Origin of the sequence: Bradyrhizobium brasilense (assembly GCF_029714345.1) — a bacterium.
GTDB classification, from domain to species: Bacteria; Pseudomonadota; Alphaproteobacteria; order Rhizobiales; family Xanthobacteraceae; genus Bradyrhizobium; species Bradyrhizobium australafricanum.
This window is the reverse complement of sequence record NZ_CP121669.1, coordinates 4440888-4466530: the sequence shown is the minus strand read 5'-3', so window position 1 is coordinate 4466530 and position 25643 is coordinate 4440888. Positions and strand designations below refer to the sequence as shown.

33 protein-coding genes and 2 tRNA genes are annotated in these 25643 nt (G+C 64.7%); 14 read left to right on the top strand and 21 right to left on the bottom strand.

Annotation, left to right across the window (positions count from 1 at the left end; translation table 11 throughout):
• Position 1: 1 nt before the first annotated feature.
• The 14 genes from nuoK to QA635_RS20925 all read right to left on the bottom strand — a co-directional run bounded on the left by nuoK (position 2) and on the right by QA635_RS20925 (position 10852).
• The gene (gene nuoK, locus QA635_RS20990; protein ID WP_016841823.1) at positions 2–310 is read right to left on the bottom strand and encodes an NADH-quinone oxidoreductase subunit NuoK; all 309 of its coding nucleotides are present in this window, start codon (positions 308–310) and stop codon (positions 2–4) included.
• A complete protein-coding gene (locus tag QA635_RS20985) occupies positions 307–945 on the bottom strand; it encodes an NADH-quinone oxidoreductase subunit J (RefSeq protein WP_028333975.1) in 639 nt (212 codons plus the stop codon). Before QA635_RS20985 ends, nuoK begins: the two co-directional genes overlap by 4 nt.
• 9 nt (positions 946–954) lie before the next feature.
• Entirely contained in the window at positions 955–1449 is a 495-nt protein-coding gene (nuoI, locus tag QA635_RS20980; protein ID WP_018271854.1) for an NADH-quinone oxidoreductase subunit NuoI, read from the bottom strand.
• Positions 1450–1456: 7 nt separating this feature from the next.
• Positions 1457–2527 carry an NADH-quinone oxidoreductase subunit NuoH gene (gene nuoH / locus QA635_RS20975; RefSeq protein WP_283071434.1) on the bottom strand — a complete coding sequence of 357 codons (1071 nt, stop codon included), beginning with the start codon at positions 2525–2527 and terminating at the stop codon, positions 1457–1459.
• A 10-nt stretch (positions 2528–2537) separates the two neighbouring features.
• Positions 2538–4613 carry an NADH-quinone oxidoreductase subunit NuoG gene (gene nuoG, locus QA635_RS20970; protein ID WP_283071433.1) on the bottom strand — a complete coding sequence of 692 codons (2076 nt, stop codon included), beginning with the start codon at positions 4611–4613 and terminating at the stop codon, positions 2538–2540.
• Between the two features lie 7 nt (positions 4614–4620).
• Positions 4621–5109: a hypothetical protein gene (locus QA635_RS20965; RefSeq protein ID WP_137477838.1), complete on the bottom strand. Its 489-nt coding sequence runs from the start codon at positions 5107–5109 to the stop codon at positions 4621–4623.
• An 8-nt stretch (positions 5110–5117) separates the two neighbouring features.
• Positions 5118–6443 (bottom strand): NADH-quinone oxidoreductase subunit NuoF, encoded by a 1326-nt coding sequence (nuoF, locus tag QA635_RS20960; RefSeq protein ID WP_069276819.1) that lies wholly within the window; start codon positions 6441–6443, stop codon positions 5118–5120.
• Between the two features lie 19 nt (positions 6444–6462).
• Complete coding sequence (locus QA635_RS20955) at positions 6463–6687, bottom strand: hypothetical protein (RefSeq protein WP_283071432.1); 225 nt, start codon at positions 6685–6687, stop codon at positions 6463–6465.
• Entirely contained in the window at positions 6687–7298 is a 612-nt protein-coding gene (nuoE, locus tag QA635_RS20950; protein ID WP_016847752.1) for an NADH-quinone oxidoreductase subunit NuoE, read from the bottom strand. The genes QA635_RS20955 and nuoE overlap by 1 nt, the downstream gene beginning before the upstream one ends.
• 41 nt (positions 7299–7339) lie before the next feature.
• On the bottom strand, positions 7340–8536 hold the full coding sequence (locus tag QA635_RS20945; RefSeq protein ID WP_092077512.1) for an NADH-quinone oxidoreductase subunit D: 1197 nt from the start codon (positions 8534–8536) through the stop codon (positions 7340–7342).
• A complete protein-coding gene (locus tag QA635_RS20940) occupies positions 8533–9150 on the bottom strand; it encodes an NADH-quinone oxidoreductase subunit C (protein WP_168855901.1) in 618 nt (205 codons plus the stop codon). The genes QA635_RS20945 and QA635_RS20940 overlap by 4 nt, the downstream gene beginning before the upstream one ends.
• Before the next feature lie 10 nt (positions 9151–9160).
• Positions 9161–9706 (bottom strand): NuoB/complex I 20 kDa subunit family protein, encoded by a 546-nt coding sequence (locus tag QA635_RS20935; protein WP_018271859.1) that lies wholly within the window; start codon positions 9704–9706, stop codon positions 9161–9163.
• 50 nt (positions 9707–9756) lie between these two features.
• On the bottom strand, positions 9757–10122 hold the full coding sequence (locus QA635_RS20930) for an NADH-quinone oxidoreductase subunit A (RefSeq protein WP_018271860.1): 366 nt from the start codon (positions 10120–10122) through the stop codon (positions 9757–9759).
• A gap of 214 nt (positions 10123–10336) precedes the next feature.
• Positions 10337–10852 carry a MarR family winged helix-turn-helix transcriptional regulator gene (locus QA635_RS20925; RefSeq protein ID WP_050384956.1) on the bottom strand — a complete coding sequence of 172 codons (516 nt, stop codon included), beginning with the start codon at positions 10850–10852 and terminating at the stop codon, positions 10337–10339.
• A 130-nt stretch (positions 10853–10982) separates the two neighbouring features.
• Here QA635_RS20925 and QA635_RS20920 point away from each other — a divergent pair, with 130 nt between their 5' ends.
• Together QA635_RS20920 and QA635_RS20915 are read left to right on the top strand one after the other, a co-directional pair.
• A complete protein-coding gene (locus tag QA635_RS20920; RefSeq protein ID WP_283071428.1) occupies positions 10983–12173 on the top strand; it encodes an aromatic ring-hydroxylating dioxygenase subunit alpha in 1191 nt (396 codons plus the stop codon).
• 47 nt (positions 12174–12220) lie between these two features.
• A complete protein-coding gene (locus QA635_RS20915) occupies positions 12221–13513 on the top strand; it encodes a spinster family MFS transporter (protein WP_283071426.1) in 1293 nt (430 codons plus the stop codon).
• Between the two features lie 41 nt (positions 13514–13554).
• Here the strand turns inward: QA635_RS20915 and QA635_RS20910 are convergent, their stop codons facing one another.
• Positions 13555–14568, bottom strand: a complete 1014-nt coding sequence (locus QA635_RS20910) for a TRAP transporter substrate-binding protein (RefSeq protein WP_283071425.1) — start codon at positions 14566–14568, stop codon at positions 13555–13557.
• A 199-nt stretch (positions 14569–14767) separates the two neighbouring features.
• On the opposite strand from QA635_RS20910, the gene QA635_RS20905 reads away from it, so the two are divergent.
• The 6 genes from QA635_RS20905 to QA635_RS20880 all read left to right on the top strand — a co-directional run bounded on the left by QA635_RS20905 (position 14768) and on the right by QA635_RS20880 (position 17776).
• Positions 14768–14971: a hypothetical protein gene (locus QA635_RS20905; protein WP_092077524.1), complete on the top strand. Its 204-nt coding sequence runs from the start codon at positions 14768–14770 to the stop codon at positions 14969–14971.
• 54 nt (positions 14972–15025) lie between these two features.
• Entirely contained in the window at positions 15026–15172 is a 147-nt protein-coding gene (locus QA635_RS20900) for a hypothetical protein (protein ID WP_283071424.1), read from the top strand.
• Complete coding sequence (locus tag QA635_RS20895; RefSeq protein WP_283071423.1) at positions 15165–15809, top strand: haloacid dehalogenase-like hydrolase; 645 nt, start codon at positions 15165–15167, stop codon at positions 15807–15809. Before QA635_RS20900 ends, QA635_RS20895 begins: the two co-directional genes overlap by 8 nt.
• A gap of 98 nt (positions 15810–15907) precedes the next feature.
• The gene (locus QA635_RS20890) at positions 15908–16108 is read left to right on the top strand and encodes a hypothetical protein (protein WP_253608452.1); all 201 of its coding nucleotides are present in this window, start codon (positions 15908–15910) and stop codon (positions 16106–16108) included.
• A gap of 14 nt (positions 16109–16122) precedes the next feature.
• Positions 16123–16314 carry a hypothetical protein gene (locus tag QA635_RS20885; RefSeq protein ID WP_076825345.1) on the top strand — a complete coding sequence of 64 codons (192 nt, stop codon included), beginning with the start codon at positions 16123–16125 and terminating at the stop codon, positions 16312–16314.
• Between the two features lie 157 nt (positions 16315–16471).
• Entirely contained in the window at positions 16472–17776 is a 1305-nt protein-coding gene (locus tag QA635_RS20880; protein ID WP_283071420.1) for a hypothetical protein, read from the top strand.
• A 114-nt stretch (positions 17777–17890) separates the two neighbouring features.
• Here QA635_RS20880 and QA635_RS20875 read toward each other — a convergent pair.
• A tRNA-Asp gene (locus QA635_RS20875) sits at positions 17891–17967 on the bottom strand.
• Between the two features lie 332 nt (positions 17968–18299).
• Between QA635_RS20875 and QA635_RS20870 the strand changes: the two genes are divergently transcribed.
• Together QA635_RS20870 and pepT are read left to right on the top strand one after the other, a co-directional pair.
• A complete protein-coding gene (locus tag QA635_RS20870; protein ID WP_016847738.1) occupies positions 18300–18599 on the top strand; it encodes an HU family DNA-binding protein in 300 nt (99 codons plus the stop codon).
• A 172-nt stretch (positions 18600–18771) separates the two neighbouring features.
• Positions 18772–20028, top strand: coding sequence for a peptidase T (gene pepT, locus QA635_RS20865; protein WP_283071419.1), 1257 nt, complete (start codon positions 18772–18774; stop codon positions 20026–20028).
• Here the strand turns inward: pepT and QA635_RS20860 are convergent, their stop codons facing one another.
• The 3 genes from QA635_RS20860 to QA635_RS20850 form a co-directional block, all read right to left on the bottom strand.
• On the bottom strand, positions 20029–20880 hold the full coding sequence (locus QA635_RS20860) for a class I SAM-dependent methyltransferase (RefSeq protein ID WP_283071418.1): 852 nt from the start codon (positions 20878–20880) through the stop codon (positions 20029–20031).
• 92 nt (positions 20881–20972) lie between these two features.
• Positions 20973–21278 (bottom strand): YciI family protein, encoded by a 306-nt coding sequence (locus QA635_RS20855; RefSeq protein WP_092077809.1) that lies wholly within the window; start codon positions 21276–21278, stop codon positions 20973–20975.
• A 23-nt stretch (positions 21279–21301) separates the two neighbouring features.
• On the bottom strand, positions 21302–21583 hold the full coding sequence (locus QA635_RS20850; protein ID WP_038385060.1) for a hypothetical protein: 282 nt from the start codon (positions 21581–21583) through the stop codon (positions 21302–21304).
• Between the two features lie 248 nt (positions 21584–21831).
• Between QA635_RS20850 and QA635_RS20845 the strand changes: the two genes are divergently transcribed.
• Complete coding sequence (locus tag QA635_RS20845) at positions 21832–22041, top strand: PRC-barrel domain containing protein (RefSeq protein WP_283071416.1); 210 nt, start codon at positions 21832–21834, stop codon at positions 22039–22041.
• Positions 22042–22165: 124 nt separating this feature from the next.
• Here QA635_RS20845 and QA635_RS20840 read toward each other — a convergent pair.
• Positions 22166–22240 (bottom strand) — tRNA-Val (locus QA635_RS20840).
• 63 nt (positions 22241–22303) lie between these two features.
• A complete protein-coding gene (locus QA635_RS20835) occupies positions 22304–22714 on the bottom strand; it encodes a GFA family protein (protein ID WP_283071737.1) in 411 nt (136 codons plus the stop codon).
• A gap of 198 nt (positions 22715–22912) precedes the next feature.
• Here QA635_RS20835 and QA635_RS20830 point away from each other — a divergent pair, with 198 nt between their 5' ends.
• From QA635_RS20830 to QA635_RS20820, 3 genes are all read left to right on the top strand, one after another.
• Positions 22913–23581 (top strand): GntR family transcriptional regulator, encoded by a 669-nt coding sequence (locus QA635_RS20830; RefSeq protein WP_092077818.1) that lies wholly within the window; start codon positions 22913–22915, stop codon positions 23579–23581.
• A 1-nt stretch (position 23582) separates the two neighbouring features.
• Entirely contained in the window at positions 23583–24794 is a 1212-nt protein-coding gene (locus QA635_RS20825) for an MFS transporter (protein WP_283071415.1), read from the top strand.
• Between the two features lie 130 nt (positions 24795–24924).
• Positions 24925–25584, top strand: coding sequence for a glutathione S-transferase family protein (locus tag QA635_RS20820; RefSeq protein WP_283071413.1), 660 nt, complete (start codon positions 24925–24927; stop codon positions 25582–25584).
• Positions 25585–25643: the final 59 nt, after the last annotated feature.

The following is a 25643-nucleotide window of genomic DNA, read 5'->3' as shown; positions in this document are numbered from 1 at the left end:
CCTAGCCCTTCATCAGATTGACGTCTTCAACCGCGATCGAACCGCGGTTGCGGAAATACACCACCAGCACGGCGAGACCGATCGCGGCCTCGGCGGCGGCCACCGTCAGCACCAAGAGCGCGAACACCTGGCCGACGATGTCGCCGAGGAAGGTCGAGAACGCCACCAGATTGATGTTGACCGACAGCAGGATCAGCTCGATCGACATCAGGATGACGATGATGTTCTTGCGGTTGAGGAAGATGCCGAGGATCCCGAGCGTGAACAGGATCGCGGCGACCGCGAGATAGTGTCCGAGCCCGATCGTCATTTCACCCACTCCGCCGCGTCGGCATCCTGCAGGCCCTGCCCCGACGCCACCTTGCGCATCGCCATCGCCATCTCGGGCGTGCGCGCGTTCTGCACGTTGATGTTCTGCCGCTTGACCTTGGCCTTGTGGCGCAGCGTCAGCACGATGGCGCCGATCATCGCAACCAGCAGCACCATGCCAGCGAGCTGGAAGTAATGGATGTACTTCGTATAGAGCACGAGGCCGAGCGCCTCGGTGTTGCTGACATTGGTCGGGATCGCCGCGGTGATCGTCTTGGTCACGGCCGGGTTGATCACCCAGGCGCCGACGACGAGCAGCAGCTCGAACATGAAGATGCCGCCGATCACGATGCCAATCGGCAGATACTGGATGAAGCCCTCGCGCAGCTCGACGAAGTCGACGTCGAGCATCATGATCACGAACAGGAACAGCACCGCGACGGCGCCGACGTAGACCACGATCAGCATCATCCCGAGGAACTCGGCGCCCATCAGGATGAACAGCCCGGCCGCATTGACGAAGGCCAGGATCAGGAACAGCACGGAGTGCACGGGATTGCGCGAGACAATCACCATGACCGCCGAGGCCACGCAGGCCGCAGCAAACAGGTAGAAGAACAGCGCCGGAAGGATCATGCCCTCACCTCACCGGTACGGCGCGTCGAGCGCGATCGACTTCGCGATCTCGCGCTCCCAGCGGTCGCCATTGGCGAGCAGCTTGGCCTTGTCATAGTACAGTTCCTCGCGGGTCTCGGTCGCGAATTCGAAATTCGGTCCCTCGACGATGGCGTCCACCGGGCATGCCTCCTGGCACAGGCCGCAATAGATGCACTTCACCATGTCGATGTCATAACGCACCGTGCGGCGGGTGCCGTCGTTGCGGCGCGGGCCGGCCTCGATCGTGATCGCCTGCGCCGGGCAGATCGCCTCGCACAGCTTGCAGGCGATGCAGCGTTCCTCGCCGTTCGGGTAGCGGCGCAGCGCGTGCTCGCCGCGGAAGCGCGGCGAGATCGGGCCCTTCTCGAAGGGATAGTTCAGGGTCGGCTTCGGCTGGAAGAAATAGCGCATCGCCAGGAAGAACGCCGAGACGAATTCCGACAGCAGAAGCGAGCGGGCTGTTGCGTTGACATTGACACTCATGACGGCCTCACTTCGGCGCGATGCAGGCGAACTGCAGCACGCCGGCCACGATCACCACCATCGCCAGCGACAGCGGCAGGAACACCTTCCAGCCGAGCCGCATCAGTTGATCGTAGCGGTAGCGCGGCACGATCGCCTTCGCCATCGCGAACATGAAGAACATGAAGAACACCTTCAGGGCGAACCAGACGATGCCCGGAATCCAGGTGAACGGCGGCAGGTTGACCGGCGGCAGCCAGCCGCCCAGGAACAGGATCGACGCCAGCGCGCACATCGTGGTGATCGCGACATACTCGCCGAGCATGAAAAGGAGATACGGGGTCGAGCCGTATTCGGTCATGAAGCCGGCGACCAGTTCGGATTCGGCCTCGACCAGGTCGAACGGCGGACGATTGGTTTCCGCGAGCGCCGAGACGTAGAACACGACGAACATCGGGAACAGCGGCCACACATACCAGTTCAGGATGGTGAGCTGCGGCAGGCCGATCAGGTGCGCAAGCCCGCGGGTGCTCTGCGCCTCGACCACCGCCGAAAGGTTCAGCGAGCCGACGCAGAGCAGCACGGTGATGATGACGAAGCCGATCGAGACCTCGTAGGACACCATCTGCGCCGCCGAGCGCAGTGCGGCCAGGAACGGATACTTCGAGTTCGACGACCAGCCGGCCATGATGATGCCGTAGATCGACAGCGACGAGATCGCGAAGATGTAGAGAACGCCGACATTGATGTCGGAGATCACCCAGCCGAGATCGAACGGGATCACGGCCCAGGCAGCCAGCGCCAGGATGCACGACACCAGCGGCGCGAGCAGGAACACGCCCTTGTTGGAGCCGGACGGAATCACCGGCTCCTTCAGCACGAATTTCAGGAGGTCGGCGAAGGATTGCAGCAATCCGAACGGCCCGACCACGTTGGGGCCGCGGCGGATCTGCACCGCCGCCCAGATCTTGCGGTCGGCGAGCAGGATGTAGGCGATCGCGATCAGGAGCACGACCAGCAGCAACAGGCTCTCCGCGACCATGATGATCAGCGGCCAAAGGAAGCCGGTCCAGAACGAGCTTGCGAAGAATTCAGCCATCAGGTCACGCTCACTCCGCTGCCGTCAGCATTCGGCCCGACGCCAGCCGCGAGCATTCCGCCATCACGGCAGAGGCCCGCGCGATCGGGTTGGTCAGATAGAAGTCCTCGATGGTCGGCTTGAATGCCGCCTTGTCGACGCTGCCGCCCTTGCCTGCCAGCGCCTTGACGTCGTCAGGCTTGCCGGCCTCGATCTGGTCGAGCCGCATCAGATGCGGGTAGGCCTTGAACATAGCCTGACGCAGCGCCTGCAGCGAGTCGAACGGCAGCTTCTTGCCGAGCACGTCGGACAGCGCGCGGATGATCGCCCAGTCCTCGCGGGCCTCGCCCGGCGGGAACGCGGCGCGGTTGGCGATCTGCGCCCGGCCTTCGGTGTTGACGTAGATACCGGACTTCTCGGTATAGGCCGCGCCCGGCAGGATGACGTCGGCACGATGCGCGCCCTGGTCGCCATGGGTGCCGATATAGACCACGAAGGTTCCGTCCGGCGCCTTGATCTCGTCGGCGCCGAGCAGGAACAGCACGTCGAGCGTGCCGAAGGTCGTCATCTGCGCCGTGGTCAGCCCGCCCGCCGCCGGCGAGAAGCCGATATCGAGCGCGCCGGCGCGCGAGGCAGTATCCTGCAACACGGCAAAGCCGTTCCAGCCGTCCTTCAGCGCGCCGACATTGACGGCGAGCTTGGCGGCCTGCGCCAGCACCGCGGCGCCGTCATGCCTGGTGTAGGCGCCGGCGCCGACCAGGATGATCGGGTGCTGCGCATTCTTCAGCACGTCGGCAAAGGAGTGCTTGCCCGCCACGAGATCGGCCAGCGTATCGGTGCCCGCGCCGAGATAGTCGTGGTCATAGGTGAAATCGGCCTTGGCGCCGATCATGCCGACCTTGAGCCCGCCGGTGCGCCAGCGCTTGCGGATCCGCGCGTTCAGCACCGCGGCTTCCTTGCGCGGATGCGAGCCGACGATCAGGATCGCGTCGGCCTGGTCGATGCCGGCGATGGTCGGGTTGAAGATGTAGGAGCCACGGCCCGCCTCGGCGTCGAACGCGTCGCCGCCCTGCACCGCCAGATTGACCGAGCCGAACTTCGCGAGCAGCTCCTTCAGCGCGTACATTTCGTCGACCGCGGCGAGATCGCCGGCGATCGCGCCGATCCGCTTGCCGTCGCTGCGGCCGGCCTTGGCGGCGATGGCAGCAAAGGCTTCCTGCCATGTCGCCGGCCTGAGCTGGCCGTTCTCGCGCACATAGGGCCGGTCGAGGCGCTGCGTGCGCAGGCCGTCGACGACGTGCCGGGTCTTGTCGGAGATCCACTCCTCATTCACCGCCTCGTTGATGCGCGGCAGGATCCGCATCACCTCGCGGCCGCGGGTGTCGACGCGGATCGCGGAGCCGACGCCGTCCATGACGTCGACCGACTGGGTCTTGCCAAGCTCCCAGGGCCGCGCCGCGAAGGCGTAAGGTTTCGAGGTCAGCGCGCCGACCGGGCAGATGTCGACCAGGTTGCCCTGCAGCTCCGAGCTCAGCGCCTGCTCGAGATAGGTGGTGATCTCCATGTCCTCGCCGCGGCCGGTCGCGCCCATTTCCGGCGCGCCGCAGACTTCGGCGGAGAAGCGGACGCAGCGCGTGCACTGGATGCAGCGGTTCATCGAGGTCTTGACCAGCGCGCCGAGATACTTGTCCTCGACCGCGCGCTTGTTCTCGGCGAAACGGCTGGTGTCGACGCCGTAGCCCATCGCCTGGTCCTGCAGATCACACTCGCCGCCCTGGTCGCAGATCGGGCAGTCCAGCGGATGGTTGATCAGCAGGAACTCCATCACGCCTTCGCGCGCCTTCTTCACCATCGGCGAACGGGTCGAGATCTCCGGCGGCTCGCCCTTCGGGCCCGGACGGCAGTCGCGCACGGCCCAGGCGCAGCTCGCGACCGGCTTCGGGCCGCCCTTCACCTCGACCAGGCACATCCGGCAATTGCCGGCGATCGACAGCCGCTCGTGATAGCAGAAGCGCGGAATCTCTGCGCCGGCCGCCTCGCACGCCTGCAGCAGCGTGTACTCCGGCGGCACATCGATCTCTTTGCCATCGACGATGATCTTGCTCATGTCTGTCTCAAGTCTTTCCGAGCTTGCAGTCGGGCGGTGCGACGCTCGCGGTTTTCAATGAGGTCTTCACCCATTGCTGGGTGTCGGCGCCGTAGGTCGCGAGGTAGGCAGGCTGCGCCTGGTTCTTCTCGCAGAGGAACGGCAGATGCGGTTTCAGGTCGTAGTCACACGATGCCTGCCATTCGCGCTTGTCCGCGAAGGCGGCAAAGGTCTCCTCGCAGGCATAGAGGAAGTACGAGACAAAACTCTCATATTGGGACCGCTCTTCGCGACCGGCGGCCTTGATGGCCTCGTAGTCGGGCTGAGCGAACTTCGGATTCTGGAATGCGAGATCGGTGTAGCCGAGAAACGCCGAACGCGCGCTGGAGGCGCGGTTCGAGGTGCGGATTTCGTTGATCTGCAGCAGGATTGCAACAAAGCCGAGCAGCGCTACGGTCGCCTGCGCCATCTGCGCAAGCGTCCCGTATTTCTGCCACCATGCGGCCTGTTGCGTCATCGCCAGCATTACTCCGCAGCTACCATGTGCATGGGATCGCGAACGCCCTGATCGTCGAGATCGGCCTTGTGCGAATACTGGTCGATGCGCTCTTCGATCTCGTGACGGAAATGCGCGATCAGGCCCTGGATCGGCCACGCGGCGGCGTCGCCGAGCGCGCAGATGGTGTGGCCCTCGACCTGCTTGGTGACCTCCAGCAGCATGTCGATCTCGCGCTTGTGGGCGCGGCCCTCGGCCATGCGGGTCAAGACGCGCCACATCCACCCCGTGCCCTCGCGGCACGGCGTGCACTGGCCGCAGCTCTCATGCTTGTAGAAATAGGAGATGCGCGCGATCGCCCGGATCAGGTCGGTCGACTTGTCCATCACGATCACCGCAGCGGTGCCGAGGCCCGAGCGCAGCTTGCTCAAAGAATCGAAATCCATCGGCGTATCGATGATCTGCTCGGCCGGCACCATGCGCACCGACGAGCCGCCGGGGATCACGGCCTTCAGATTGCCCCAGCCGCCACGGATGCCGCCGCAATGCTTCTCGATCAGCTCACGGAACGGAATCCCCATCGCCTCTTCGACGTTGCAGGGCCGCTCGACGTGGCCGGAGATGCAGAACAGCTTGGTGCCGACATTGTTCGGCCGGCCGATGCCGGCGAACCAGGCGGCGCCGCGGCGCAGGATGTCCGGCGCGACCGCGATCGACTCGACGTTGTTGACGGTGGTCGGGCAGCCGTAGAGGCCGACATTGGCCGGGAACGGCGGCTTCAGCCGCGGCTGGCCCTTCTTGCCCTCAAGGCTCTCGAGCAGCGCGGTCTCCTCGCCGCAGATGTAGGCGCCGGCGCCGTGCGCGACATAGATGTCGAACGGCCAGCCGTTGATATTGTCCTTGCCGACCAGCTTGGCCTCATAGGCCTGGTCGATCGCCGCCTGCAGCCGCTCGCGCTCGCGGATGAACTCGCCACGGATATAGACGTAGCAGGCATGCGCGCCCATCGCGAAGCTCGCGAGCAGGCAGCCCTCGACCAAAAGATGCGGATCGTGCCGCATGATCTCGCGGTCCTTGCAGGTGCCGGGCTCCGACTCGTCGGCGTTGACGACGAGGTAGCTCGGACGGCCGTCCTTGGATTCCTTCGGCATGAAGGACCACTTCATGCCGGTCGGGAAGCCGGCGCCGCCGCGGCCACGCAGGCCCGACGCCTTCATCTCGTTGATGATCCAGTCGCGACCCTTGTCGATGATCCCCTTGGTGCCATCCCAGGCGCCTCTGCGGCGCGCGCCCTCGAGGCCCCAATCATGCAGGCCGTAGAGGTTCTTGAAGATGCGGTCCTTGTCGTCGAGCATGCTCAAAACTTTCCGAACATCACCGATTGGCTTGCGAATAAGCGAGCCCGGCGGCGCAGCCGCCGAACACGATGGCCCACAACAGGCTGGATTCCAGCGTGGCGCTCAGGCCGTAGCGTTGCAGCAGGAACATGAAGCCGGCCGCGACAGCGGTATGCAGGGCGATCGTGCGCCAGGCCTTCATCGCAGCGCCCCTTCCTGCCTTGTTTTCCTGCCCGTTTGCCAGCACCTGAAAGCTCAGCATCAGGTGGTTTCCTTCAGCGTCGTCGGCCCGCCCGCGGGTGCCGAGAACTGACGGTCGATCTGCGGGCCCGGCTTCGGCGGATTGCCGGCGGCAAAGCCGTCGAGCACCTTGCCGAAGCTTTCCTTGGTCAGATCCTCATAGGTGTCCTTCCAGATCAGTACCATCGGCGCGTTCACGCAGGCCCCTAGGCACTCCACTTCTTCCCAGGAGAAGTTGCCGTCCTTCGACAGTTGGAAGGGATCGTGATGGATGCGATGCTGGCAGACCTCGATCAGGTCGGCGGCGCCGCGCAGCCGGCACGGCGTGGTGCCGCACACCTGCACATGCGCCTTCTTGCCGACCGGCGAGAGCTGGAACATGGTGTAGAAGGTCGCGATCTCCAGCATGCGGATATGCGGCATCTCGAGCAGGTCGGCAACGGCGCGGATCGCGGCTTCCGAAACCCAGCCGTCATGCTGCTCCTGCACGCGCCAAAGGATCGCGATCGCGGCCGAGGCCTGACGGCCCGGCGGATATTTCTCGATCTGCTTCTTGGCCCAGGCAAGATTCTCGTCCGTGAACGTGAAGCTCGCGGGCTGCAATTCCTTCGGGGCAAGGCGGCGGACGGACATCGATCAAACTCTCATTGCGCGCGGTTCGGATGCGGACATCGTCACCGGTCGACTTCGCCGAACACGATGTCCAGCGAGCCCAGGATGGCGGAAACGTCGGCCAGCAGATGGCCCCTGCAGATGTGATCCATCGCCTGCAGATGGGCGAAGCCCGGCGCGCGGATCTTGCACTTGTAGGGCTTGTTGGTGCCGTCGGCGACGAGGTAGACGCCGAACTCGCCCTTCGGCGCCTCGACCGCGGCATAGATTTCGCCGGCCGGCACGTGCACGCCTTCGGTGTAGAGCTTGAAGTGATGGATCAGCGCTTCCATCGAGCGCTTCATCTCACCGCGGCGCGGCGGCGCGATCTTATTGTCCTCGACCACGACCGGGCCCTGCCCGTCGGGTGCCTTGAGCTTCTGGATGCACTGCTTCATGATGCGCACCGACTGGCGCATCTCTTCCATGCGGATCAGATAGCGGTCGTAGCAGTCGCCGTTCTTGCCGATCGGAATGTCGAAATCCATCTCGGCGTAGCACTCGTAGGGCTGCGACTTGCGCAGGTCCCAGGCCGCGCCCGAGCCGCGCACCATCACGCCGGAGAAGCCCCACTCCCAGGCTTCCTTGAGCGGCACCACGCCGATATCGACGTTGCGCTGCTTGAAGATGCGATTGCCGGTGAGCAGCCGATCGAGGTCGTCGACGACCTTGAGGAACGGATCGCACCACGCCTCGATGTCGTCGATCAGCTTCGGCGGCAGGTCCTGATGCACGCCGCCGACGCGGAAGAACGCCGCGTGCATGCGCGAGCCCGAGGCGCGCTCATAGAACACCATCAGCTTCTCGCGCTCTTCGAAGCCCCACAGCGGCGGGGTCAGCGCGCCGACGTCCATCGCCTGGGTGGTGACGTTGAGCAGATGCGACAGGATGCGGCCGATCTCGCAATAGAGCACGCGGATCAACTGGCCGCGGCGCGGCACCGTAATGCCGAGCAGCTTTTCCGCCGCGAGGCAGAACGCATGCTCCTGGTTCATCGGCGCGACATAGTCGAGCCGGTCGAAATAGGGAATCGCCTGCAGATAGGTCTTGTGCTCGATCAGCTTCTCGGTGCCGCGGTGAAGCAGGCCGATATGCGGATCGACGCGTTCGACGACTTCGCCGTCAAGCTCCAGCACAAGACGAAGCACGCCGTGCGCCGCCGGATGCTGCGGCCCAAAGTTGATGGTGAAGTTACGAAGGTTTTGCGGTTGTTCATTCATGGCTTCGGCTCCGCCTTGGCCTTCTCATCGCCGGGCAGCGGATAGTCCGCGCCTTCCCAGGGCGAAAGGAAATCGAACTTGCGGAATTCCTGGTTGAGCCGGACCGGCTCATACAGCACCCGCTTCTCCTGGTCGTCGTAGCGGACCTCGACGAAGCCGGTGAGCGGGAAATCCTTGCGCAGCGGATGGCCGTCGAAGCCGTAGTCCGTCAGCAGGCGGCGCATGTCGGGATGGCCGGTGAAGATCACGCCATAGAGGTCGTAGGTCTCGCGCTCGAACCAGTCGGCGCCCGGGAAGACGCCGATGATCGACGGCACCTGCGTGGTCTCGTCGGCCTGCCCGCGCAAACGGACGCGCGCGTTCAGCGTCGGCGACAGCAGATGGTAGACGACGTCGAAGCGCTTCTCGCGGCTCGGATAGTCGACCGCGGTGACGTCGGTGACGTTGACGAAACGGCAGCCGGGATCGTCACGCAGAAACCTGGCGACGTCCACGATTCTGCCAATCTCGACGTCGATAGTGAGTTGATTGAACGCGACCGAGTGCGCCGTGGCCGCGCCCGGAAGCGCGCTCACGATCGTCTGCCCAAGGGCGTCGAGCTTGCCGTCGTCCATACCTGAAACCTTAGCGTTCAATAGTGCCGATACGGCGGATCTTCTTCTGCAGCAGCAGCACGCCGTAGAGCAGCGCTTCCGCCGTGGGCGGGCAGCCGGGCACGTAGATGTCGATCGGCACGATGCGGTCACAGCCACGCACCACCGAATAGGAGTAGTGGTAGTAGCCGCCGCCATTGGCGCAGGAGCCCATCGAGATGACGTAGCGCGGCTCCGGCATCTGGTCGTAGACCTTGCGCAGCGCCGGCGCCATCTTGTTGGTCAGGGTGCCCGCGACGATCATCACGTCAGACTGCCGCGGCGAGGCACGCGGCGCGAAGCCGAAGCGCTCGACGTCGTAGCGTGGCATCGAGACCTGCATCATCTCGACCGCGCAGCAGGCCAGACCGAAGGTCATCCACATCAGGGAGCCGGTGCGCGCCCAGGTGATGAGGTCATCGGCCGCGGCGACGAAGAAGCCCTTGTCGGACAGCTCGTGATTCACCTCAAGGAAAAACGGATCGTTGGCGCCGACCGGCTTGCCGGTCGACGGATCAAGAATACCCTTCGGAGCCATGGCGATCTCAGATTTGGCAATCGCCGGCTGGGAGGTTGCGGCGGTGGGGCTCAATCCCATTCGAGCGCGCCTTTCTTCCATTCATACGCAAACCCGACCGTCAGCACGGCCAGGAACACCATCATCGACCAGAACCCGGTGGCGCCGAGCTTTCCGAACGCCACGGCCCAGGGGAACAGGAACGCCACTTCGAGGTCGAAGATGATGAAGAGGATCGCCACCAGATAGAACCGGACGTCGAACTTCATGCGGGCGTCGTCAAAAGCGTTGAATCCGCATTCATAGGCGGACAGCTTTTCCGGGTCCGGCGATTGGAACGCGACCAGGAACGGTGCGATCAGGAGCGCCAGACCGATCAGGCTCGCAACTCCGATAAAGACCACAAGTGGGAGATAATTCTGCAGGATGCCGGTCATCGGCGAGGCCTTCTTGCTGCGGTTTCGGACGTGCCGCAGATTCGTTGATTGGAATTGTTCTTGAGGCTTTAGCGCAGCGCAACAGAGGGCGCAAGACAAGCTATTTTGACGCTTTTACCGTCCTTCCCGCGGGCTCTTGGCCTCATCGGGCGGATGCGCTTGCCTCCATGGGTAACGCCGCGGCGGCCATCCGGTGCCCTGCGCTCTCCCCATATCAGCCCAGCCCCCGTTCGGCAGCGAGCATCTCGGCGGCGGTCAGGGTGAGCCGATCGATGTGTCCAAGCAGCAGCTCGAGATCCCCCGGCGCAAGCTGTTCCAGCAGGCGCCGGTTTCGTTCCTGGGCGCCGGCCACGATGGCATCATGGGCGGCCAGGCCGGCCTTGGTAAGAGAGACCAAAGTCTCCCGGTTGTCGCGCGGGTTGGCCGCCTTCGCCACCAGCTTGCGCGCCACGAGCTCGGCGAGCGCCCGGCTGATCTGCCCCTTGTCCATGCCGACGGCCTCGGCGAGCCGCACCACACTCATCGGAGGCCGCCGGCCGAGCGAGGCGACCAGACCGAACTCGACCGAGGACAGGCCGGTCAGGCGCTTGTAGCGCAGCATCGCGCCGCGCCTGAGCAGGTTCGCCAGCACCATCAGCCGCGACGACATCATCGCGGTGATCGGCGCCAGTTCGGAATCGACAACGGCCTCCGGCGGCAAGGCCCTCTCAGTCCTGAGCTTCTCGGTCATCACCAACCTCTGCCAACAAAGCCGCGCGCTGCCAAGCTCAACGAGATCGTTGACATTGTCATCGATCTATCGTTGACTTGGTCAACGATAGATCAGCCGCCGGCGCCAGACCAGCGGCGGGGAGGACAACATGACGATCACCCAGCGGGACCGCGATCTCGGCACGGCCTATGCGATGAAGCCGTCCAGCACCCGGACCGAGCTCACCTCGGTCGGCCGCGGCACGCCGATGGGCGAGCTGCTGCGCCGGTATTGGCACCCGGTCGGCCTCACCGGTGACGCCACCGATATCCCCAGAAAAGTCCGCGCGCTTGGCGAAGACCTGATCCTGTTCCGCGACCGGCATGGCCGGGCCGGCCTGCTGCATGCGCGCTGCTGCCACCGCGGCACCACGCTCTATTACGGCAAGGTCGAGGAAGACGGTATCCGCTGCTGCTATCACGGCTGGAAATTCGACACCGAGGGCCGCTGCCTCGAACAACCCTGCGAGCCCGACGGCGGCCTGTTCAAGGACAAGGTGCGCCAGCCCTGGTATCCGGTGCAGGAACGCTACCGCCTGATCTTCGCCTACATGGGGCCGGCCGAGAAACGGCCGGTGCTGCCGCGCTACGAGTGCCTGGAGAACATGGACGACGGCGAGTTCGTCGAGGCCGATGATTCCTCGATCGGCGGCGGCGGCCCTGCCGTGATCCCCTGCAACTGGCTGCAGCATTTCGAGAACGTCGCCGACCCCTACCATGTGCCGGTGCTGCACGGCTCGTTCTCAGGGCCGCAGTTCACCAACATGATGGCCTCGATGCCCGAGGTGAAGTTCGAAATGTCGCCGCGCGGCGTCGCGGTGCGTTCGATCCGCAGGCAGGACGACGGCAAAGTGTTCTATCGCGTCACCGAGGCCGCCCTCCCCACACTCCGTGTCGTGCCCAATCCGCGCGTCGCGCAGTTCGCGCGCGTCGAATCGATCGGCTGGACCTTGCCCATCGACGACACCTCGTTCCGCATCTACGTCGCCGGCCGAGTCAAGAACGCGGGCGATATCGGGCGGATGCGCTCGAAGTTCAACGGCAAGTTCTGGTGGGACATGACCGAGGCCGAGCACCAGCAATTTCCCGGCGACTACGAGGCCCAGGTCGGCCAGGGAGCGGTGACGATCCATTCCGAAGAGCATTTTGGCCAGAGCGACCGCGGCATCCTGATGATCCGCCGGATGCTCGCTGACCAGCTCGAGGCCATGGCCACCGGCCGCGACCCGATCGGGGTGTCGTTCGACGCCGACACGAGGCCGGTCGAATTCGAGGCAGGGAATTACATCCGCGAGGCGTAAGGCCCGCGCGCAAGCAACAACAACAAAGAAGATCGGGGGAGGAAGTCATGGTCGATGTCGCACCGCAGGCGGCCGCGCCAACCCAAGCTGCGGCCGCGCCCTCGGCGCACCGCTACTACGTCCTCGCCTTGCTCACGATCATCTACGCCCTCAACTTCCTCGACCGCACCATCTTCAACGTCCTGATCGAACCGATCAAGAAGGAGTTCACGCTCAGCGACACCACGATGGGCCTGCTCGCCGGGTTCGGTTTCGTGCTGTTCTATTCGCTGCTCGGCATTCCGATCGCGCGGATGGCCGATCGCCTCAACCGCCGCAACATCGTCGCGGTCGCCTTCGCGTTCTGGAGCGCGATGACCTATCTCTGCGGCCTCGCCTCCAGCGTCACGACGCTGGCCTTGGCCCGGGTCGGCGTCGGCATCGGGGAGTCGGCGGGCACGCCGGCCTCGCAATCGATGATCGCCGATCTGTTCGACAAGAACGAACGACCGCGCGCGCTCGGCATCTACGCGATCGGCACCTATCTCGGCGTCTTCCTCGGCTATTTCATCGGCGGCTATGTCAACCAGCACTATGGCTGGCGGATGGCGTTCTTCACCGCGGGCCTGCCCGGCATCGCACTCGCCGCCGTCTTGTGGCTGACGATCTCCGAGCCGAAGCGCGGCGCGATGGCCGAGACCTTCAAGGCCGAGCCGATCGGGCCGACGCTGCGCTTCCTGGTATCGCAGCCGAGCTTCGTCATCGTGCTGGTCGGCTTTTGTCTGACGACCTACACCAACTACGCCACCGCGGTGTGGATCCCGCCGTTCCTGGCGCGCATCCATCACCTCACCAGCGCCGAGATCGGCACCTATGCCGGCACCTTCAAGGGTCTCGCCGGCATGGCGGGCACGCTGATCGGTGGCCTCGTGGTGGCGCAGATCGGCCGTCGCGACGACCGCTGGAAGCTGTGGGCGCCCGCGATCATGTCCGGTCTCGCCGGCCCGGTGTTCGCGCTGTGCATGCTGACGCAAAGCTTCACGCTGATGGTCGCGACCCTGGCGCTGACTTCGTTCATGGTCGGCTTCCATCTCGGCCCGATCTTCGCGATCGCCCAGACTGTGGCAAAACCCAGCATGCGCGCGCTGGCCTCGGCGATCGTGCTGCTGACCGCGACCTGCTTCGGCCAGGGCATCGGCCCCCTCGCCGTCGGCATGATCAACGACGCGCTGAAAGGCACTTACGGCGTCGATGCGGTTCGCTACTCGCTGCTGTCGGCCGCGCTCACGACGACGCTCGGTGCCCTGCTGTTCGTGTGGGCGGCGCGCGCGATCCGCGCCGACATCGCGCGCGCCAGCTAGCACCCGTCTCAGCCCAGCCGGCGCGCGATGTCAGGCGGCGCTCACGTCAGCTTGCCGGTGTATTTCTCCAGCGCCGCCCAGGCGTCCGCGCCGTAGGTCTTCTGCCACTGCGTGTAGAAGCCGGCCTTCACCAACGCGGCCCTGAACTGCACGGGATCGGGCTTGTTGAAGGTCATGCCCTTCTCGGTCAGCTCGGCCTGCAGCGAGCGGTCCATCTCGACCAGATCGGTGCGCTCCTTCACCGCCGCGGCGTCGAACGCGGCATTGATAAGCTCGAGCAGATCGGGCGGCAGGCCGGCCATCGCGCGGCGGTTGCCGAGGATCCAGTAACCGCTCCAGCAATGGTTCGAGAGCGCGCAGAATTTCTGCACCTCGTAGAGCTTGCCGGTCGAAACCTGCGCCAGCGGGTTCTCCTGCCCTTCGACGATGTGGGTCTGCAGCGCCGAATAGAGCTCGCTGTAGGAGATGCTCGACGGCAGCGCACCGAGCCCTGAGAACAGCGACGTCAGCAATGCCGTCACCGGCACGCGGATCTTGAAACCCTTGAGATCGTCGACGCTGTTGAGCTGCCGGCTCGACGACGAGGTGATCTGGCGGAAGCCGTTGTCCCAGACCTTCTTCAGCGGCACGACGCCGGTCTTCGTGATCGCCTCGCGCACGAGGTCGCCGACGCCGCCGTCCATCGCCGCCCAGACCTGGTCGTAGGACTGGAAGGCAAATCCGATGCTGGGCAGCCCCGACAGCGGCACCAGCGTCGACAGCGTCATGCTGGGCGCCGCCAACAGCTCGATCCCGCCGGCCCGGACCTGCGACAGCATCTCCGGATCGCCGCCGAGCTGGCTGTTGGCGAACACCGTGATGTTGACCCGGCCGGACGACTGGGCGCCGACTGCCTTGGCGGCCTCCGTCAGGCGGATTGTTAGCGGATGGGTTTCCGGAGTGTTGACGCCGAGCTTGAAGTCGAACTCGGCCGCCGCAACGGCGCGCTTACCAAACATCGTGGCGGCGAGTGCCGCGGAGCCGGTTCCAAGCACCCGGCGCCGGGTTAGTCTCATTGTTTTCATTATTGTTTTTCTCCCAAGCGCATTTCCGCGCCTGGGGCAGTTTTAGCCGGCCGGCAGTGTGACGCAAGGCACGGTGAAACCAATCCGCCCGTGGCACGAAACCATTTCCCGGAACTCACGAAACGATCCGGAAACAGATGGGCCTTACCAGTACCTGCCATAGACGGCGCACAGACGCCCGGAGGCGACCATGAACCACTCGATCCATTCAGCTGACCGCGCGACCCATCTCAAGATTGTGGTGGTTGCCCTTATTGCGGGGATCGGGATCGCGGCGCTCGGCATTTCGGCCCGGAACAACGCGGATTTCACCCAGACTGCCCAGACCACCCAGGTCATCAAGGCCGGCAAACCGGTGGCGATCACCTCGTCGGGCACCTCCACGGTCCGCTGAAGATTTTTGCTGACTTCCACAGGTAAGATGGCCGCCCTCGGGCGGCCTTTTTTGTTGGTCCTGATCGTTTCAAGCTCGGACCAGCATGGTGTGGCCTTTGCGAGCAAGTTCGGCTACGGCGACTGCAGGACCACCGAGACCGGCGTGCGCGCGATCGACGTGTGCAAGGTCGCAACCCGGCTGAGTGCCGCGAATGACTGAGCCTCGCCTCGCCGGCGCCGACATTGCGAAGCCGCAGGATGCTTCCCGCACCGACGGGTCGTCCCCTTTGCTCGGCCTCCCGGCATCGCTGCCGCTGGTGCTCGACCTCGACGGCACGCTGATCACGGGCGACCTGCTCCATCTCAGCTTCTTCTCGATCCTGCGCCGCAATGCGCTGATCGTCGTGTCATGCGCCGCCTGGCTGACGCACGGCCGCGCGGCGCTGAAGCGCAAGCTCGCACAGCGCCAGCGCATCGACTGGAGCCGGATCGAACTGCACCAGGACGTCGTCGCATTGGCCGAGCGCGAGAACGCGGCCGGCCGCCGCATCGTGCTGGCAACGGCGGCCGACGCGCTGCTCGCACAGAAGCTGGCGTCGCGCCTGCCGTGGATCGATCAGGTGCTTGGCTCCGACGGCGAACATAATCTCAAGGGCGCCAACAAGGCCGACCTGTTGCGGAAGACCTTTCCCGGGGGCTTCATCTACGCCGGCGACAGCGCCTCCGACCTCGCGGTCTGGACCCACGCCGCCGGCATCATCACCGTCAATGCCCGCAATGCCGTGCGCGCCGCCGCGGCCGGTCTCGGCAGGCCGACGCTGCATCTGCAGGGCCGCGCGGCCGCGGCGAAATCTTAACCGCGTCCTAATGCGGTTGTTCGATTGCAATCCGCTCCGCGACCCCAGTCTTAAAAGTTGTTCGGTTAAGGTCGGCGTCAACAGAGGCGCAGGCCACAATGAATTTGCAGCAGCAAGTAATTTCAACCGGCTTCAAGATCATCTGCACGGATTGCGGTAGCCTGGCGATCAAGGTCGCCGATCCGGCGCATGCATCCGGCGACACCATCATCGAATGCCGCCGCTGCAACGCGGTGCGCGGCACGATGGCGGACCTGCACAATTTGGCGCGGCGCGGTCGCGACCTGTTCGAATTCTAACCGCGGCCCCGCCAATGCTGTCAGACCCGAAGGCGACCACGCAGAGCGACGTTCCCTTGGACACGGTCTGGTCGATCCTCGAGGCCGCCAACGAATTGGGCGATACTCACACGGTTGACGCCTGTCGCCGCATCATCGACGCCAATTTGCGCGGCGATGCGCCGGGACAATCCGACCTCAACGCGGTCGCCGCATTCTTTGCCTGATCAAGGCAAGGTGTTGCCGTTGTGTGAATTCAATAGGGCATCGCGGTGACGAATGGCCAGGCAGAAACATAACAATACAGACCGAGATATTGCTTAACTTGCTTCGTCCAGGGCCGACCGGCTAGCTGCCTCGCAGCTTTCGGATTCGGACGGACCGATGACATTGACGCGCAGTGACCTGGTTGTCGGGGTCACGATCCCCGGGTTCTTCGTCCTCAGCGTCGCCTCGATGATCGCCTGCGGGCACGCATTCCCGGCGATGCATGTCTGGCGATCCGGCATCACCGCGCAGGCCGTCCTCGGCACCGCCATCATGGTCGCGTTCGTCCCGGCGTTCGTCGCGGCACGATTCAGCTTCGGTTATCTGGTCGGCTTCTCGCTGCTGTCAGCCGTGTTCGGCTTCGTCTGGCTCAGCTTCTTCAGCGCGTTCGACTATCCGCACGCCATCGCCCGCTGGGCCATGATCGCCGCGCTGGCCGCCGCGATGATCCCTCTGATGTTACAGAACATCCCGGTTTGGCGGCCCGATTTGTCCGAAGCGGCCGTCAAGCGCATCGCGGTTCTGCTACTGGCGTCGTGCCTTGCCGTGCTGATCGGCGACATCTCCTACGGGGCCAATCTTGGCGATCCCTATGGCGCAGCCCGCACCGCCGTCGTGCGGCCGGCGCTGCTGAACTATCTCACCGCGATCATGATCGGCGCGGTCCTGCCCTACCTGTTCGCGCATTTCGCATCGCGCAGGCGGTGGATGCCGGCGGCCGGGGTGCTGTTGCTTGCGCTTTGCTTCTATCCCGTCGTCAACAACAAGACCGTCCTTCTGTTGCCGATCTGGCTGCCGTTTCTGTTCTGGCTGTACGGCCGGTTCGACCCGCGGCTGGCCACGGCGCTAGCATTTCTGATCCCGATGGTTATCGGCCTTTTGGCTTTCGCCATTCTCGTCGCCGACAAGACCTACATCGTGTTCAGCACCATCAATCTGCGCTTCGTCGCGATCCCGTCGCTCGCGCTCGATCAATACGCCGACTTCTTTGCGCACCGCGAACTCACCCGGTTCTGCCAGATCACCGTCCTGCGATACATGGCCGCCTGCCCGTACGGCGAGCTCGGCCCGACCCTCGGAGCGATTTATCAGGACGGCAATTTCAACGCGTCCTTCCTCGCCACCGAGGGCATCGCATCGGTCGGTCTTGCGCTCGCCCCGGTGTCGGCTTTCGTCTGCGGCCTGATCCTGTCGGTGGGATCGATGGTCTCAAAGCACCTGTCGCCGCGCTTCATCGCGGTTTCGTCGGGCATCGCAGTTCAGGCGATCATGAACGTGCCGCTCACGACAGGCCTGCTGTCGAACGGGATAGCACTGCTGTTCCTGCTGTGGTGGCTGACGCCCGAACAGCGCGTGGCATTATCGGTCAGGCCCGAGCAGGCCGCTCAACCGGTCAGCGTTGTCGGCCTCGCGGCGTCCTGATCTGTCGCGGCAGTCGCCAGGTGCAGTGAACAGGAGGGAGGCAACTCGTTATGGCACCGGTCCAGAGGGACCAATGGTTTCGGGCCAAACACGCTGCTAAGTCATTGAAATAAATGGCGCGAGAGACGGGACTCGAACCCGCGGCCTCCGCCGTGACAGGGCGGCGCTCTAACCAACTGAGCTACTCCCGCGGATGCTGATCGTCGGATTGATCCGCGCAGGACCGAGGGCATAAAGGCCCGCATCCGGTTAGTCAAGGACGTTGCGGATCCCTGCACAGCGTCGGCATTTTCGCGGCGCGTACGCGGGTTGTCGCCTGTTTTCAGGGGAAACGGCGTAGTCAGCGAAGCCCCGAATCAAATAAGGCCTGATACGTCTGGGTTTCCTGTGGCCGGCCCGGTGCTGCCCGTTCCCGGAACCGGCGGTTTTCAGGACTTTTCCGGACGCATTTTCCCGACGCGAACGGCGCGCCATTCGCGTGAAAAGCAGCAATCCAGCCATTCAGCAACGAGGAGGGCCAGACATGGCGAAGAAAGCAGCGACACCGGCGACGATCACGCTGAAGCATTTGGCGGCGGCCATCGCCGAAGAGCAGGAACTGTCCAAGAAGCAGGCCGAGGCGATCCTGACCGATATGGTCACCAGGATCACCAAGCACCTCAAGAAGGGCGAGCGCATCAGGATCGTTGGCCTCGGCATCCTCCAGGTCCGCAAGCGCGCCGCCCGCATGGGCCGCAACCCCGCGACTGGCGAACAGATCCATATCAAGGCCAGCAAGAAGGTCGCCTTCCGCGCCGCCAAGGAGCTGAAGGAAGCCGTCTAGCGCCTACTCTCTCCGTTAAGACAAAGCGCCATTCCGGCTCGTGACGCGGCCCCGGAGTGGCGCTTTTCTGTTATAGGATTGTCCTTCGAAACTCGCCTTGACGCGGTTTGCTCGCGCGAACCAACTTCGCCAAAGCGCATTGTTCCTTTCTCCAGTTTTTTGCGCGGTTTTCATGCTGGCACCGGCTCTCGACTTCAAGCACACCGTCACCGAGCGCTTCCTGCGCTATGTCGTGATCGACACCCAGTCCGATCCGGATTCACCCACCACGCCTTCCACCGAGAAGCAGAAGAATCTCGGGCGCCTGCTGGTCGCCGAGTTGCAGGCGATGGGGATATCCGACGCGCATCTTGATCCGCACGGATACGTCTATGCGACGATCCCGGCCAACACCGACAAGACAGTGCCGGTGATCTGCTTCTGCTCGCACATGGACACCTCTCCCGACTGCACCGGCAAGAACGTCAAGCCGCAGGTCGTGAAGAACTATCGGGGCGGCGACATCGTGCTGCCCGCCGATGCCTCGCAGGTGATCCGCCCCGCCGAGCACGAAGCGCTGGCCGACCAGATCGGCAACGACATCATCACCACCGACGGCACCACCCTGCTCGGCGCCGACAACAAGGCGGGCCTTGCCGAGATCATGGATGCCGCGCATTTCCTGATCACCAATCCGCAGGTCAAGCACGGCACCATCAAGATCCTGTTCACGCCGGACGAGGAGATCGGCCGCGGCGTCGACAAGGTCGACATCAAGAAGCTGGGGGCCGATTTCGGTTACACCATGGACGGCGAGACCGCCGGCCATATCGAGGACGAGACCTTCTCGGCCGACGGCGCCAACATCATCATCGAAGGCGTCGCGACCCATCCGGGCTTCGCCAAGGGCAAGATGGAGCACGCAATCAAGATCGCCGCCGCGATCGTCGATCGCCTGCCGAAGGACAGCTGCTCGCCCGAGACCACCGAGGGCAAGGAAGGCTTCCTGCATCCGGTCGCAATCTCCGGCGCGCTGGAGAACGCGCGGATCGACTTCATCGTGCGCGATTTCACCGAGGCCGGCTTGAAGCAGAAGGAAGCGCTGCTGGAAGACATCGTGAAGGACGTCATGAAGGGCTATCCGCGCTCGACCTACCGCATGGAGGTCAAGCAGCAGTACCGCAACATGAAAGACGTGATCGATCGCCACCCCCAGATCGTGGCCTATGCGATCGAGGCGATCGAGCGCGCCGGCCTCACGCCGGTGAAGACCTCGATCCGCGGCGGCACTGATGGCTCGCGGCTGTCCTTCATGGGACTGCCTTGCCCGAACATCTTCGCCGGCGAGCACGCGTTCCATTCGCGGCTCGAATGGGTCAGCCGGCAGGACATGGAGAAGGCCGTGCAGACCATCGTGCACCTGGCGATGATCTGGGAAGAGAAGGCCTGATCAGGCCCGTGCGGTCACGATCCAGATCGCACCGGGCAGCAGCACGGCATCGCCCTTCACGAAAGGCGCCAGCGCCTCGCGCATCGAGGCGATCGCAGCAGCGCGCACGTCATCCGCGTGCCCTTCCAGCGCGCGGCTGGCCGGCCCGATCTCGAGCGCGCCCTGGATCGCGGCATCGATGCCGCGCCCAGTCGCGACATCAAGCTCAACCCGGCACGGCTCCATGGCAATGCCGGAGAAGCCGGCTTCGCCCAGGATCCGCTTCACCCTCGCCTCGGAGGCGAACGCGAACGGGCCGGGATCCTCGGGCCCTAGCGGCGGCAGTTTCGGCACGTGCTTGTAGACGGCAGCAAGCGGCGTCATGAAGAACGGATTTTCGCGCGGCTCCTGCCAGCAGACGAAGGCGAGACGGCCGGTCGGCTTCATCGCCTTGCGCAGATTGGCGAACGACGTCACGGGATCGGCAAAGAACATCACGCCAAAGCGCGAGGCCAACAGATCGAAGCTCTCGCTGACAAACGGATAGATGGTCGCGTCGGCCAGCGCGAACTCGACCGGCAAACCCTGCGGCGCGCTCTGCCGCGCCCGCGTCAGCATCGGCTCCGAGACATCGACGCCGAGCACGTGACCTGTGGGCGCGACCTTGGCCGCCAGCGCGAAGCTCGAGGCGCCGCTGCCACAGCCGACATCGACGACGCGTTCGCCGGCTTTCGGCGCGGCGCGATCGATCAGGAGGTCGAGCACCGGCTGCAGCACGATATCCTGCGCGGCCTGCCGTGTGGCCCAGCGCTGACCGCCCGGCCCGTTCCAATAAGCAATCTGGTCGGCGTTCTGCGGATGGCCAGCGTTCATGCGATCCAAACCTTGTAAGGAAGCTTCTGTTGTCTCATGTTTGGGCATGATCTTTTTCGGAAAACAGCTTCGCACCTTTTCCGGATCATGCCCTAGCAGCTCTCGCGCGTCGCGGCGCGCAGCATCGGCATCAGCTGATAGGTGAATCCGGCATCCGCCTTGGTGACGGGATCGTTGGCGACGATCTCCTGCGGATCGGCATCGTCAGGCAGTTGCAGGACGCCGAGGCCCCAGACGCCGGCAGGATCGGCGACCGGTCCGAACACCAGCGCCTTGCCGGCCTGCAGCAGTTCGCCGCAATAGGCGACGTGCGCCTGCATGATGGCGGCTTCTTGCGGCGTCATATCCTGAGGAAAGGTCGGGCGCGGTCCGGTCAATTTGCAGACGTAGTATTTCATCGACCTGATCCGCGCTCGGAGCTCTATTTGGCGGCTGCGCTCGTGGGCTTGGCCGGTTTCGGCTTCGCGGCATTCGCCTTGGGCGCGCCCTGCCCATCGCTGCGCGCGATGCCCCAGGGATCGGTCGGCTTCTGATCCGGCACACCGCTGAGCGCACGCTGATAGGCGCGCTGCTGCCGCGCCTCGTTGGCCGCATCGGCCGGCGACTTCTCGACCTCTTCGCGATAGCGCTGCACGTGATCCGACTGTGCGAATGCAGGTCCGGCAATCATGGTGAGAAGAAAAATCGCGGCGAGTTTGCGCATGCATCAAGTTCCCGGTTAGGCGGACAGAATAGCATCGCTGCAGCGTCGGCATCAAATCGGGGCGCGTGACTTTCGGCACCTTTCGCACCATCGGGGATCGAATGACATTCGGCACGCCAGCGCGGAGCAAGCGCGGTCCCGGCCATCCCCATGAGACTACTCCACGGCCGGGATCGCGCCCTCTCCGCGCGTTCACCGAGAGCCATGCAATGGCCTTACTCCGTAGGGCTCATCAACCAGAGGCCGCTTTGCAACTCGTGAAACACCGCGCCACCGTCATCCTGCGCGAGCATGTGCAAGCGGAGGCCGAACTGGTGGGACGAGCCGCGGTTCTCACCGATGGAACCGCAGGGACCGTCGAGAGCGTGTTTTTGGACGAATCTCACGGGTTGCGCATCTCGATCAAGGGCCACATCGGGAAGTGGCCGATCGCGACCATCAGGATGCTGCAACCGTAGGGCTCGATCCAGCGCCATTACCTCAACGAGCAAGCGCCGATGCAATCTCCCAATCATCGGGAGAAGCATGCCCGCGCGTCCGGACGGCTGGGCCGCTCGATAGGCCTCGCCTAAGGGTCGCGAATGGTGGGCGGTGAGAGGATCGAACTCCCGACCAATGGTGTGTAAAACCAGTGCTCTACCGCTGAGCTAACCGCCCTTGCCAGCGCGCCTCTTTAGCCTCGCCTGCCCCCGAGGCGCAAGGCCGCAATGCCTCAATCCGTCAGCTCCAATCCTTGGGGCGCGCTGGCAATTCCTTGAGATCATTGATCCATGGCGCTGCGGAGCGGCACCAGACCTGGCGTCGCGGAGTCAATTGGCCGCGCTGGCGAATGCTGCCCCAGCGGATGCCCCAGTCGTCGGGCCCGCCGTCCTCGCCGCTCGTAAACAGCGGCGAACCGCAATCGCCGCAAAAGTGCTGGAAGCGGATTCGGCCGTTATCGCCCCGCTTGCCGTAGACCTTCGGCGCACCTCCGGTCAGCCGCACCTGTTCGGCGTCGCAGATCACCGTGACGCGGTACGGCGAGCCGGTCAGCGCCTGGCAGTCCGTGCAATGGCAGATCGAGATCCGTTCCGGGTCGATCTCGGCCTGATAGGTGATAGCCCCGCAATGGCATTGCCCATCGATACGCATGTAGCGCTCTCCAAGTTCGTCAAACAAAGCAGCCGCCGTGAGTACGGTTCCATCGTCCAGGGCCCTGGCTCTCGGCCCACTTCCTTCGACGGAGCAACGCTGGTATCCCATACCCGCCTTGTTTGGGATACCAAGTCGGGATACAAAAGCCGCCTGATCGAGATTCCGCGCCCACCAAGGAGCGGCCAAAGGACGGCCATGTCGCAGATGCTTCAAATCCATGACCAGCTCCGGGAGATGATCCTGTCGCTCGACCTCGGCCCCGGCGAGCGGCTGACCGAGCGCTGGCTGGAGAGCCGGTTCGAGGGATCGCGCACGCCGATCCGTGCCGCGCTGGTCCGGCTCGAAGGCGAAGAGCTGGTGCGCCGCGATGGCCGCAACTGGATTGTCGCACCGATCGACCTCGGTGAGCTGGAGGCGCTGGCCGAGTTCCGGATTCCGCTGGAGACGACGGCGGTGCGCCTCGCCTGCGCGCGGGCGAGCGCAGCCGATATCGCCGGCGTCGAGGAGATGCTGGATGCCTGCCAGTCCGGCGCGCCGCGCGAGGAATGGCATCGGGTCGGCACCGATTTCCATGTCGAGATCGCGCGGCTCTCCGGCAATCCCTTCATCGTCAAGGCGATCGCCGGCGCCATGACGAGGCTGTCGCGGGCGCGCTGGCTGGAAGTGTGGACCGAGCCGTCGCGCGAGCAGGCCTGGCGCGAGCACCGGCGCATCCTCGGCTTCATCAAGGCCAACGATCCCGATGCCGCCGCGCGCGAGGCCGCCGACCACATCACCGATACCCGTGATCGCCTGCTGCGTTCGCTGAACGAGGATCGCCGCGGCCTGCGGGCGCGCGGCTTCGCCGTGATCGGGCTGCGCTGACATGAACATCGAAGTCGATCGCGAAGCCCTGCTCGACGCGGGCCCCTGGAAACGCAATTTGATCGTCTGCGTGTTCGGCTCCTTCACGACAATCGTGGGGATGACGCTGCTGCTGCCGTTCCTGCCGCTCTATGTCGAGCAACTCGGCGTGACCGATCATGCCGCGATCGTGCAATGGTCGGGCGTCGCCTATGGCGCAACCTTCTTCAGCGCGGCGCTGACGGCACCGCTGTGGGGACGGCTCGCCGATCGCTACGGCCGCAAGCTGATGCTGATCCGCGCCAGCCTCGGCATGGCGATCGCGATGTCGCTGATCGGCATGGCGCACAACGTCTATGAGCTGGTCGGCCTGCGGCTGCTGACCGGCCTGCTCGGCGGCTACGCGTCGGGTTCGACCGTGCTGGTCGCGGCACAGACGCCGAAAGCGCGATCCGGCTGGGCGATCGGCGTGCTGTCGGCCGGCATCATGGCCGGCAGCCTGGTCGGTCCCTTGATCGGCGGTGTGCTGCCGGGGCTGATCGGCATCCGCGCGACATTCTTCCTGATCGGCGGCGTCATCTTCTTCACCTTCCTCGGCACGACGTTCCTGATCCGCGAGGAAGTACGTCCGAAGACCACGAAAGGCGGCAAGGCGCGCGGCGGCTGGTCGCTGGTCCCGGACAAGCGCCCTGTCGTCGCGATGTGGGGAACCGGCCTGCTGCTGATGGTCGCCAACATGTCGATCGAGCCGATCATCACCGTCTATGTCGCGCAACTGGTCGAGGCACCGCAGGTGACGTTCGTCGCCGGCCTCGTGATGTCGGCGGCGGCGTTCGGCAGCCTGCTGTCGTCCTCGCATCTCGGCAAGCTGGCCGATCGGGTCGGCCACTGGCGGATCATCACCATCTGCCTTGCTGTCTCCGCGCTGCTGTTGATCCCGCAGGCCTTCGTGGTCAGCGGCTGGCAGTTGATCCTGCTCCGCTTCCTGATGGGGCTCGCGCTCGGCGGCCTCCTGCCCTGCATCGCGAGCGTGATCCGGCACAACGTGCCTGATGCCATCACCGGCAGCATGCTCGGCTATTCGATCTCGGCGCAATATGCCGGCCAGGTGATCGGCCCGCTCGGCGGCGGCTTCATCGGCGGCCATATCGGCATGCCCGCGGTGTTCCTCGGCACCAGCGTGCTGATGGCGCTGGGCGCGATCGGCAATTTCGTCGTCGAGAGGAAAGACTAGTTCCGGCGCCGGCGTACCCACGTCGGCAGCTCAATCATTCGTACCGCAACGACGAAAACGCCCGTCGGGCTGTCGGAATGCGCGCCACTGGTTCGTTCTTTGCTGTGAAGCCAGCAAATGGAGATACCCAATGGCCGACCTGACGCTTACCACCTTCGATTGGGTTCCGGAGATGCCGCGGGGATTTGTGCGCGACCTCCGCGTGCGCTGGGCATTGGAAGAGGCGCGCTTGCCGTATCGCGTTGCGAGCGTGCCGTTTCGCGATCGGAGCGCCGAGCACTTCGCGCACCAGCCGTTCGGCCAGGTGCCGTGGCTGACCGACGGCGACGTCTCGATCTTCGAGAGCGGCGCGATCCTGCTGCATCTCGGCGAGCGCAGCGACGCGCTGCTGCCGACCGATCCGCGCCAGCGCAGCGAGGCTTTGAAATGGCTGTTCGCAGCGCTCAACTCGGTCGAGATGGCGAGCCTGCCCTGGTCGCTCCTGGTGTTCTCGGGCGAGAGCGGCGGCAGGTCGGCATGGACACGCTTCGACGGCTTCCTGCAATCCCGGCTCAGGCACATGGAGCCGGTGCTGACGGGCCGCAAATGGCTGGCCGGGCCGTTCTCCGTCGCCGACATTCTCATGGCGGATGTGCTGCGCCTGGTCGACCGCTTCGACGGACTGGCGGAATATCCCGCGTGTCGCGACTACTCCGCGCGTGCCACGGCGCGGCCGGCTTTCGCAAAGGCGCATGCCGATCAGATGGCGCACTTTGCCGCCGCGGACAGAGCCGCAGCCTTCCCGACCTGATCGCGAACAGCGAAAACAAAAACGGCGCCCGAAGGCGCCGTTTTCTTATGTCGATCGGA

What these genes read in the sequence shown, in the direction of transcription:
- nuoK (WP_016841823.1), bottom strand. Translation starts at nt 310, where the DNA reads ATGACGATCGGGCTCGGACACTATCTCGCGGTCGCCGCGATCCTGTTC.
- QA635_RS20985 (WP_028333975.1), bottom strand. Translation starts at nt 945, where the DNA reads ATGATCCTTCCGGCGCTGTTCTTCTACCTGTTTGCTGCGGCCTGCGTG.
- nuoI (WP_018271854.1), bottom strand. Translation starts at nt 1,449, where the DNA reads ATGAGTGTCAATGTCAACGCAACAGCCCGCTCGCTTCTGCTGTCGGAA.
- nuoH (WP_283071434.1), bottom strand. Translation starts at nt 2,527, where the DNA reads ATGGCTGAATTCTTCGCAAGCTCGTTCTGGACCGGCTTCCTTTGGCCG.
- nuoG (WP_283071433.1), bottom strand. Translation starts at nt 4,613, where the DNA reads ATGAGCAAGATCATCGTCGATGGCAAAGAGATCGATGTGCCGCCGGAG.
- QA635_RS20965 (WP_137477838.1), bottom strand. Translation starts at nt 5,109, where the DNA reads ATGACGCAACAGGCCGCATGGTGGCAGAAATACGGGACGCTTGCGCAG.
- nuoF (WP_069276819.1), bottom strand. Translation starts at nt 6,443, where the DNA reads ATGCTCGACGACAAGGACCGCATCTTCAAGAACCTCTACGGCCTGCAT.
- QA635_RS20955 (WP_283071432.1), bottom strand. Translation starts at nt 6,687, where the DNA reads ATGCTGAGCTTTCAGGTGCTGGCAAACGGGCAGGAAAACAAGGCAGGA.
- nuoE (WP_016847752.1), bottom strand. Translation starts at nt 7,298, where the DNA reads ATGTCCGTCCGCCGCCTTGCCCCGAAGGAATTGCAGCCCGCGAGCTTC.
- QA635_RS20945 (WP_092077512.1), bottom strand. Translation starts at nt 8,536, where the DNA reads ATGAATGAACAACCGCAAAACCTTCGTAACTTCACCATCAACTTTGGG.
- QA635_RS20940 (WP_168855901.1), bottom strand. Translation starts at nt 9,150, where the DNA reads ATGGACGACGGCAAGCTCGACGCCCTTGGGCAGACGATCGTGAGCGCG.
- QA635_RS20935 (WP_018271859.1), bottom strand. Translation starts at nt 9,706, where the DNA reads ATGGCTCCGAAGGGTATTCTTGATCCGTCGACCGGCAAGCCGGTCGGC.
- QA635_RS20930 (WP_018271860.1), bottom strand. Translation starts at nt 10,122, where the DNA reads ATGACCGGCATCCTGCAGAATTATCTCCCACTTGTGGTCTTTATCGGA.
- QA635_RS20925 (WP_050384956.1), bottom strand. Translation starts at nt 10,852, where the DNA reads ATGACCGAGAAGCTCAGGACTGAGAGGGCCTTGCCGCCGGAGGCCGTT.
- QA635_RS20920 (WP_283071428.1), top strand. Translation starts at nt 10,983, where the DNA reads ATGACGATCACCCAGCGGGACCGCGATCTCGGCACGGCCTATGCGATG.
- QA635_RS20915 (WP_283071426.1), top strand. Translation starts at nt 12,221, where the DNA reads ATGGTCGATGTCGCACCGCAGGCGGCCGCGCCAACCCAAGCTGCGGCC.
- QA635_RS20910 (WP_283071425.1), bottom strand. Translation starts at nt 14,568, where the DNA reads ATGAGACTAACCCGGCGCCGGGTGCTTGGAACCGGCTCCGCGGCACTC.
- QA635_RS20905 (WP_092077524.1), top strand. Translation starts at nt 14,768, where the DNA reads ATGAACCACTCGATCCATTCAGCTGACCGCGCGACCCATCTCAAGATT.
- QA635_RS20895 (WP_283071423.1), top strand. Translation starts at nt 15,165, where the DNA reads ATGACTGAGCCTCGCCTCGCCGGCGCCGACATTGCGAAGCCGCAGGAT.
- QA635_RS20890 (WP_253608452.1), top strand. Translation starts at nt 15,908, where the DNA reads ATGAATTTGCAGCAGCAAGTAATTTCAACCGGCTTCAAGATCATCTGC.
- QA635_RS20885 (WP_076825345.1), top strand. Translation starts at nt 16,123, where the DNA reads ATGCTGTCAGACCCGAAGGCGACCACGCAGAGCGACGTTCCCTTGGAC.
- QA635_RS20880 (WP_283071420.1), top strand. Translation starts at nt 16,472, where the DNA reads ATGACATTGACGCGCAGTGACCTGGTTGTCGGGGTCACGATCCCCGGG.
- QA635_RS20870 (WP_016847738.1), top strand. Translation starts at nt 18,300, where the DNA reads ATGGCGAAGAAAGCAGCGACACCGGCGACGATCACGCTGAAGCATTTG.
- pepT (WP_283071419.1), top strand. Translation starts at nt 18,772, where the DNA reads ATGCTGGCACCGGCTCTCGACTTCAAGCACACCGTCACCGAGCGCTTC.
- QA635_RS20860 (WP_283071418.1), bottom strand. Translation starts at nt 20,880, where the DNA reads ATGAACGCTGGCCATCCGCAGAACGCCGACCAGATTGCTTATTGGAAC.
- QA635_RS20855 (WP_092077809.1), bottom strand. Translation starts at nt 21,278, where the DNA reads ATGAAATACTACGTCTGCAAATTGACCGGACCGCGCCCGACCTTTCCT.
- QA635_RS20850 (WP_038385060.1), bottom strand. Translation starts at nt 21,583, where the DNA reads ATGCGCAAACTCGCCGCGATTTTTCTTCTCACCATGATTGCCGGACCT.
- QA635_RS20835 (WP_283071737.1), bottom strand. Translation starts at nt 22,714, where the DNA reads ATGCGTATCGATGGGCAATGCCATTGCGGGGCTATCACCTATCAGGCC.
- QA635_RS20830 (WP_092077818.1), top strand. Translation starts at nt 22,913, where the DNA reads ATGTCGCAGATGCTTCAAATCCATGACCAGCTCCGGGAGATGATCCTG.
- QA635_RS20825 (WP_283071415.1), top strand. Translation starts at nt 23,583, where the DNA reads ATGAACATCGAAGTCGATCGCGAAGCCCTGCTCGACGCGGGCCCCTGG.
- QA635_RS20820 (WP_283071413.1), top strand. Translation starts at nt 24,925, where the DNA reads ATGGCCGACCTGACGCTTACCACCTTCGATTGGGTTCCGGAGATGCCG.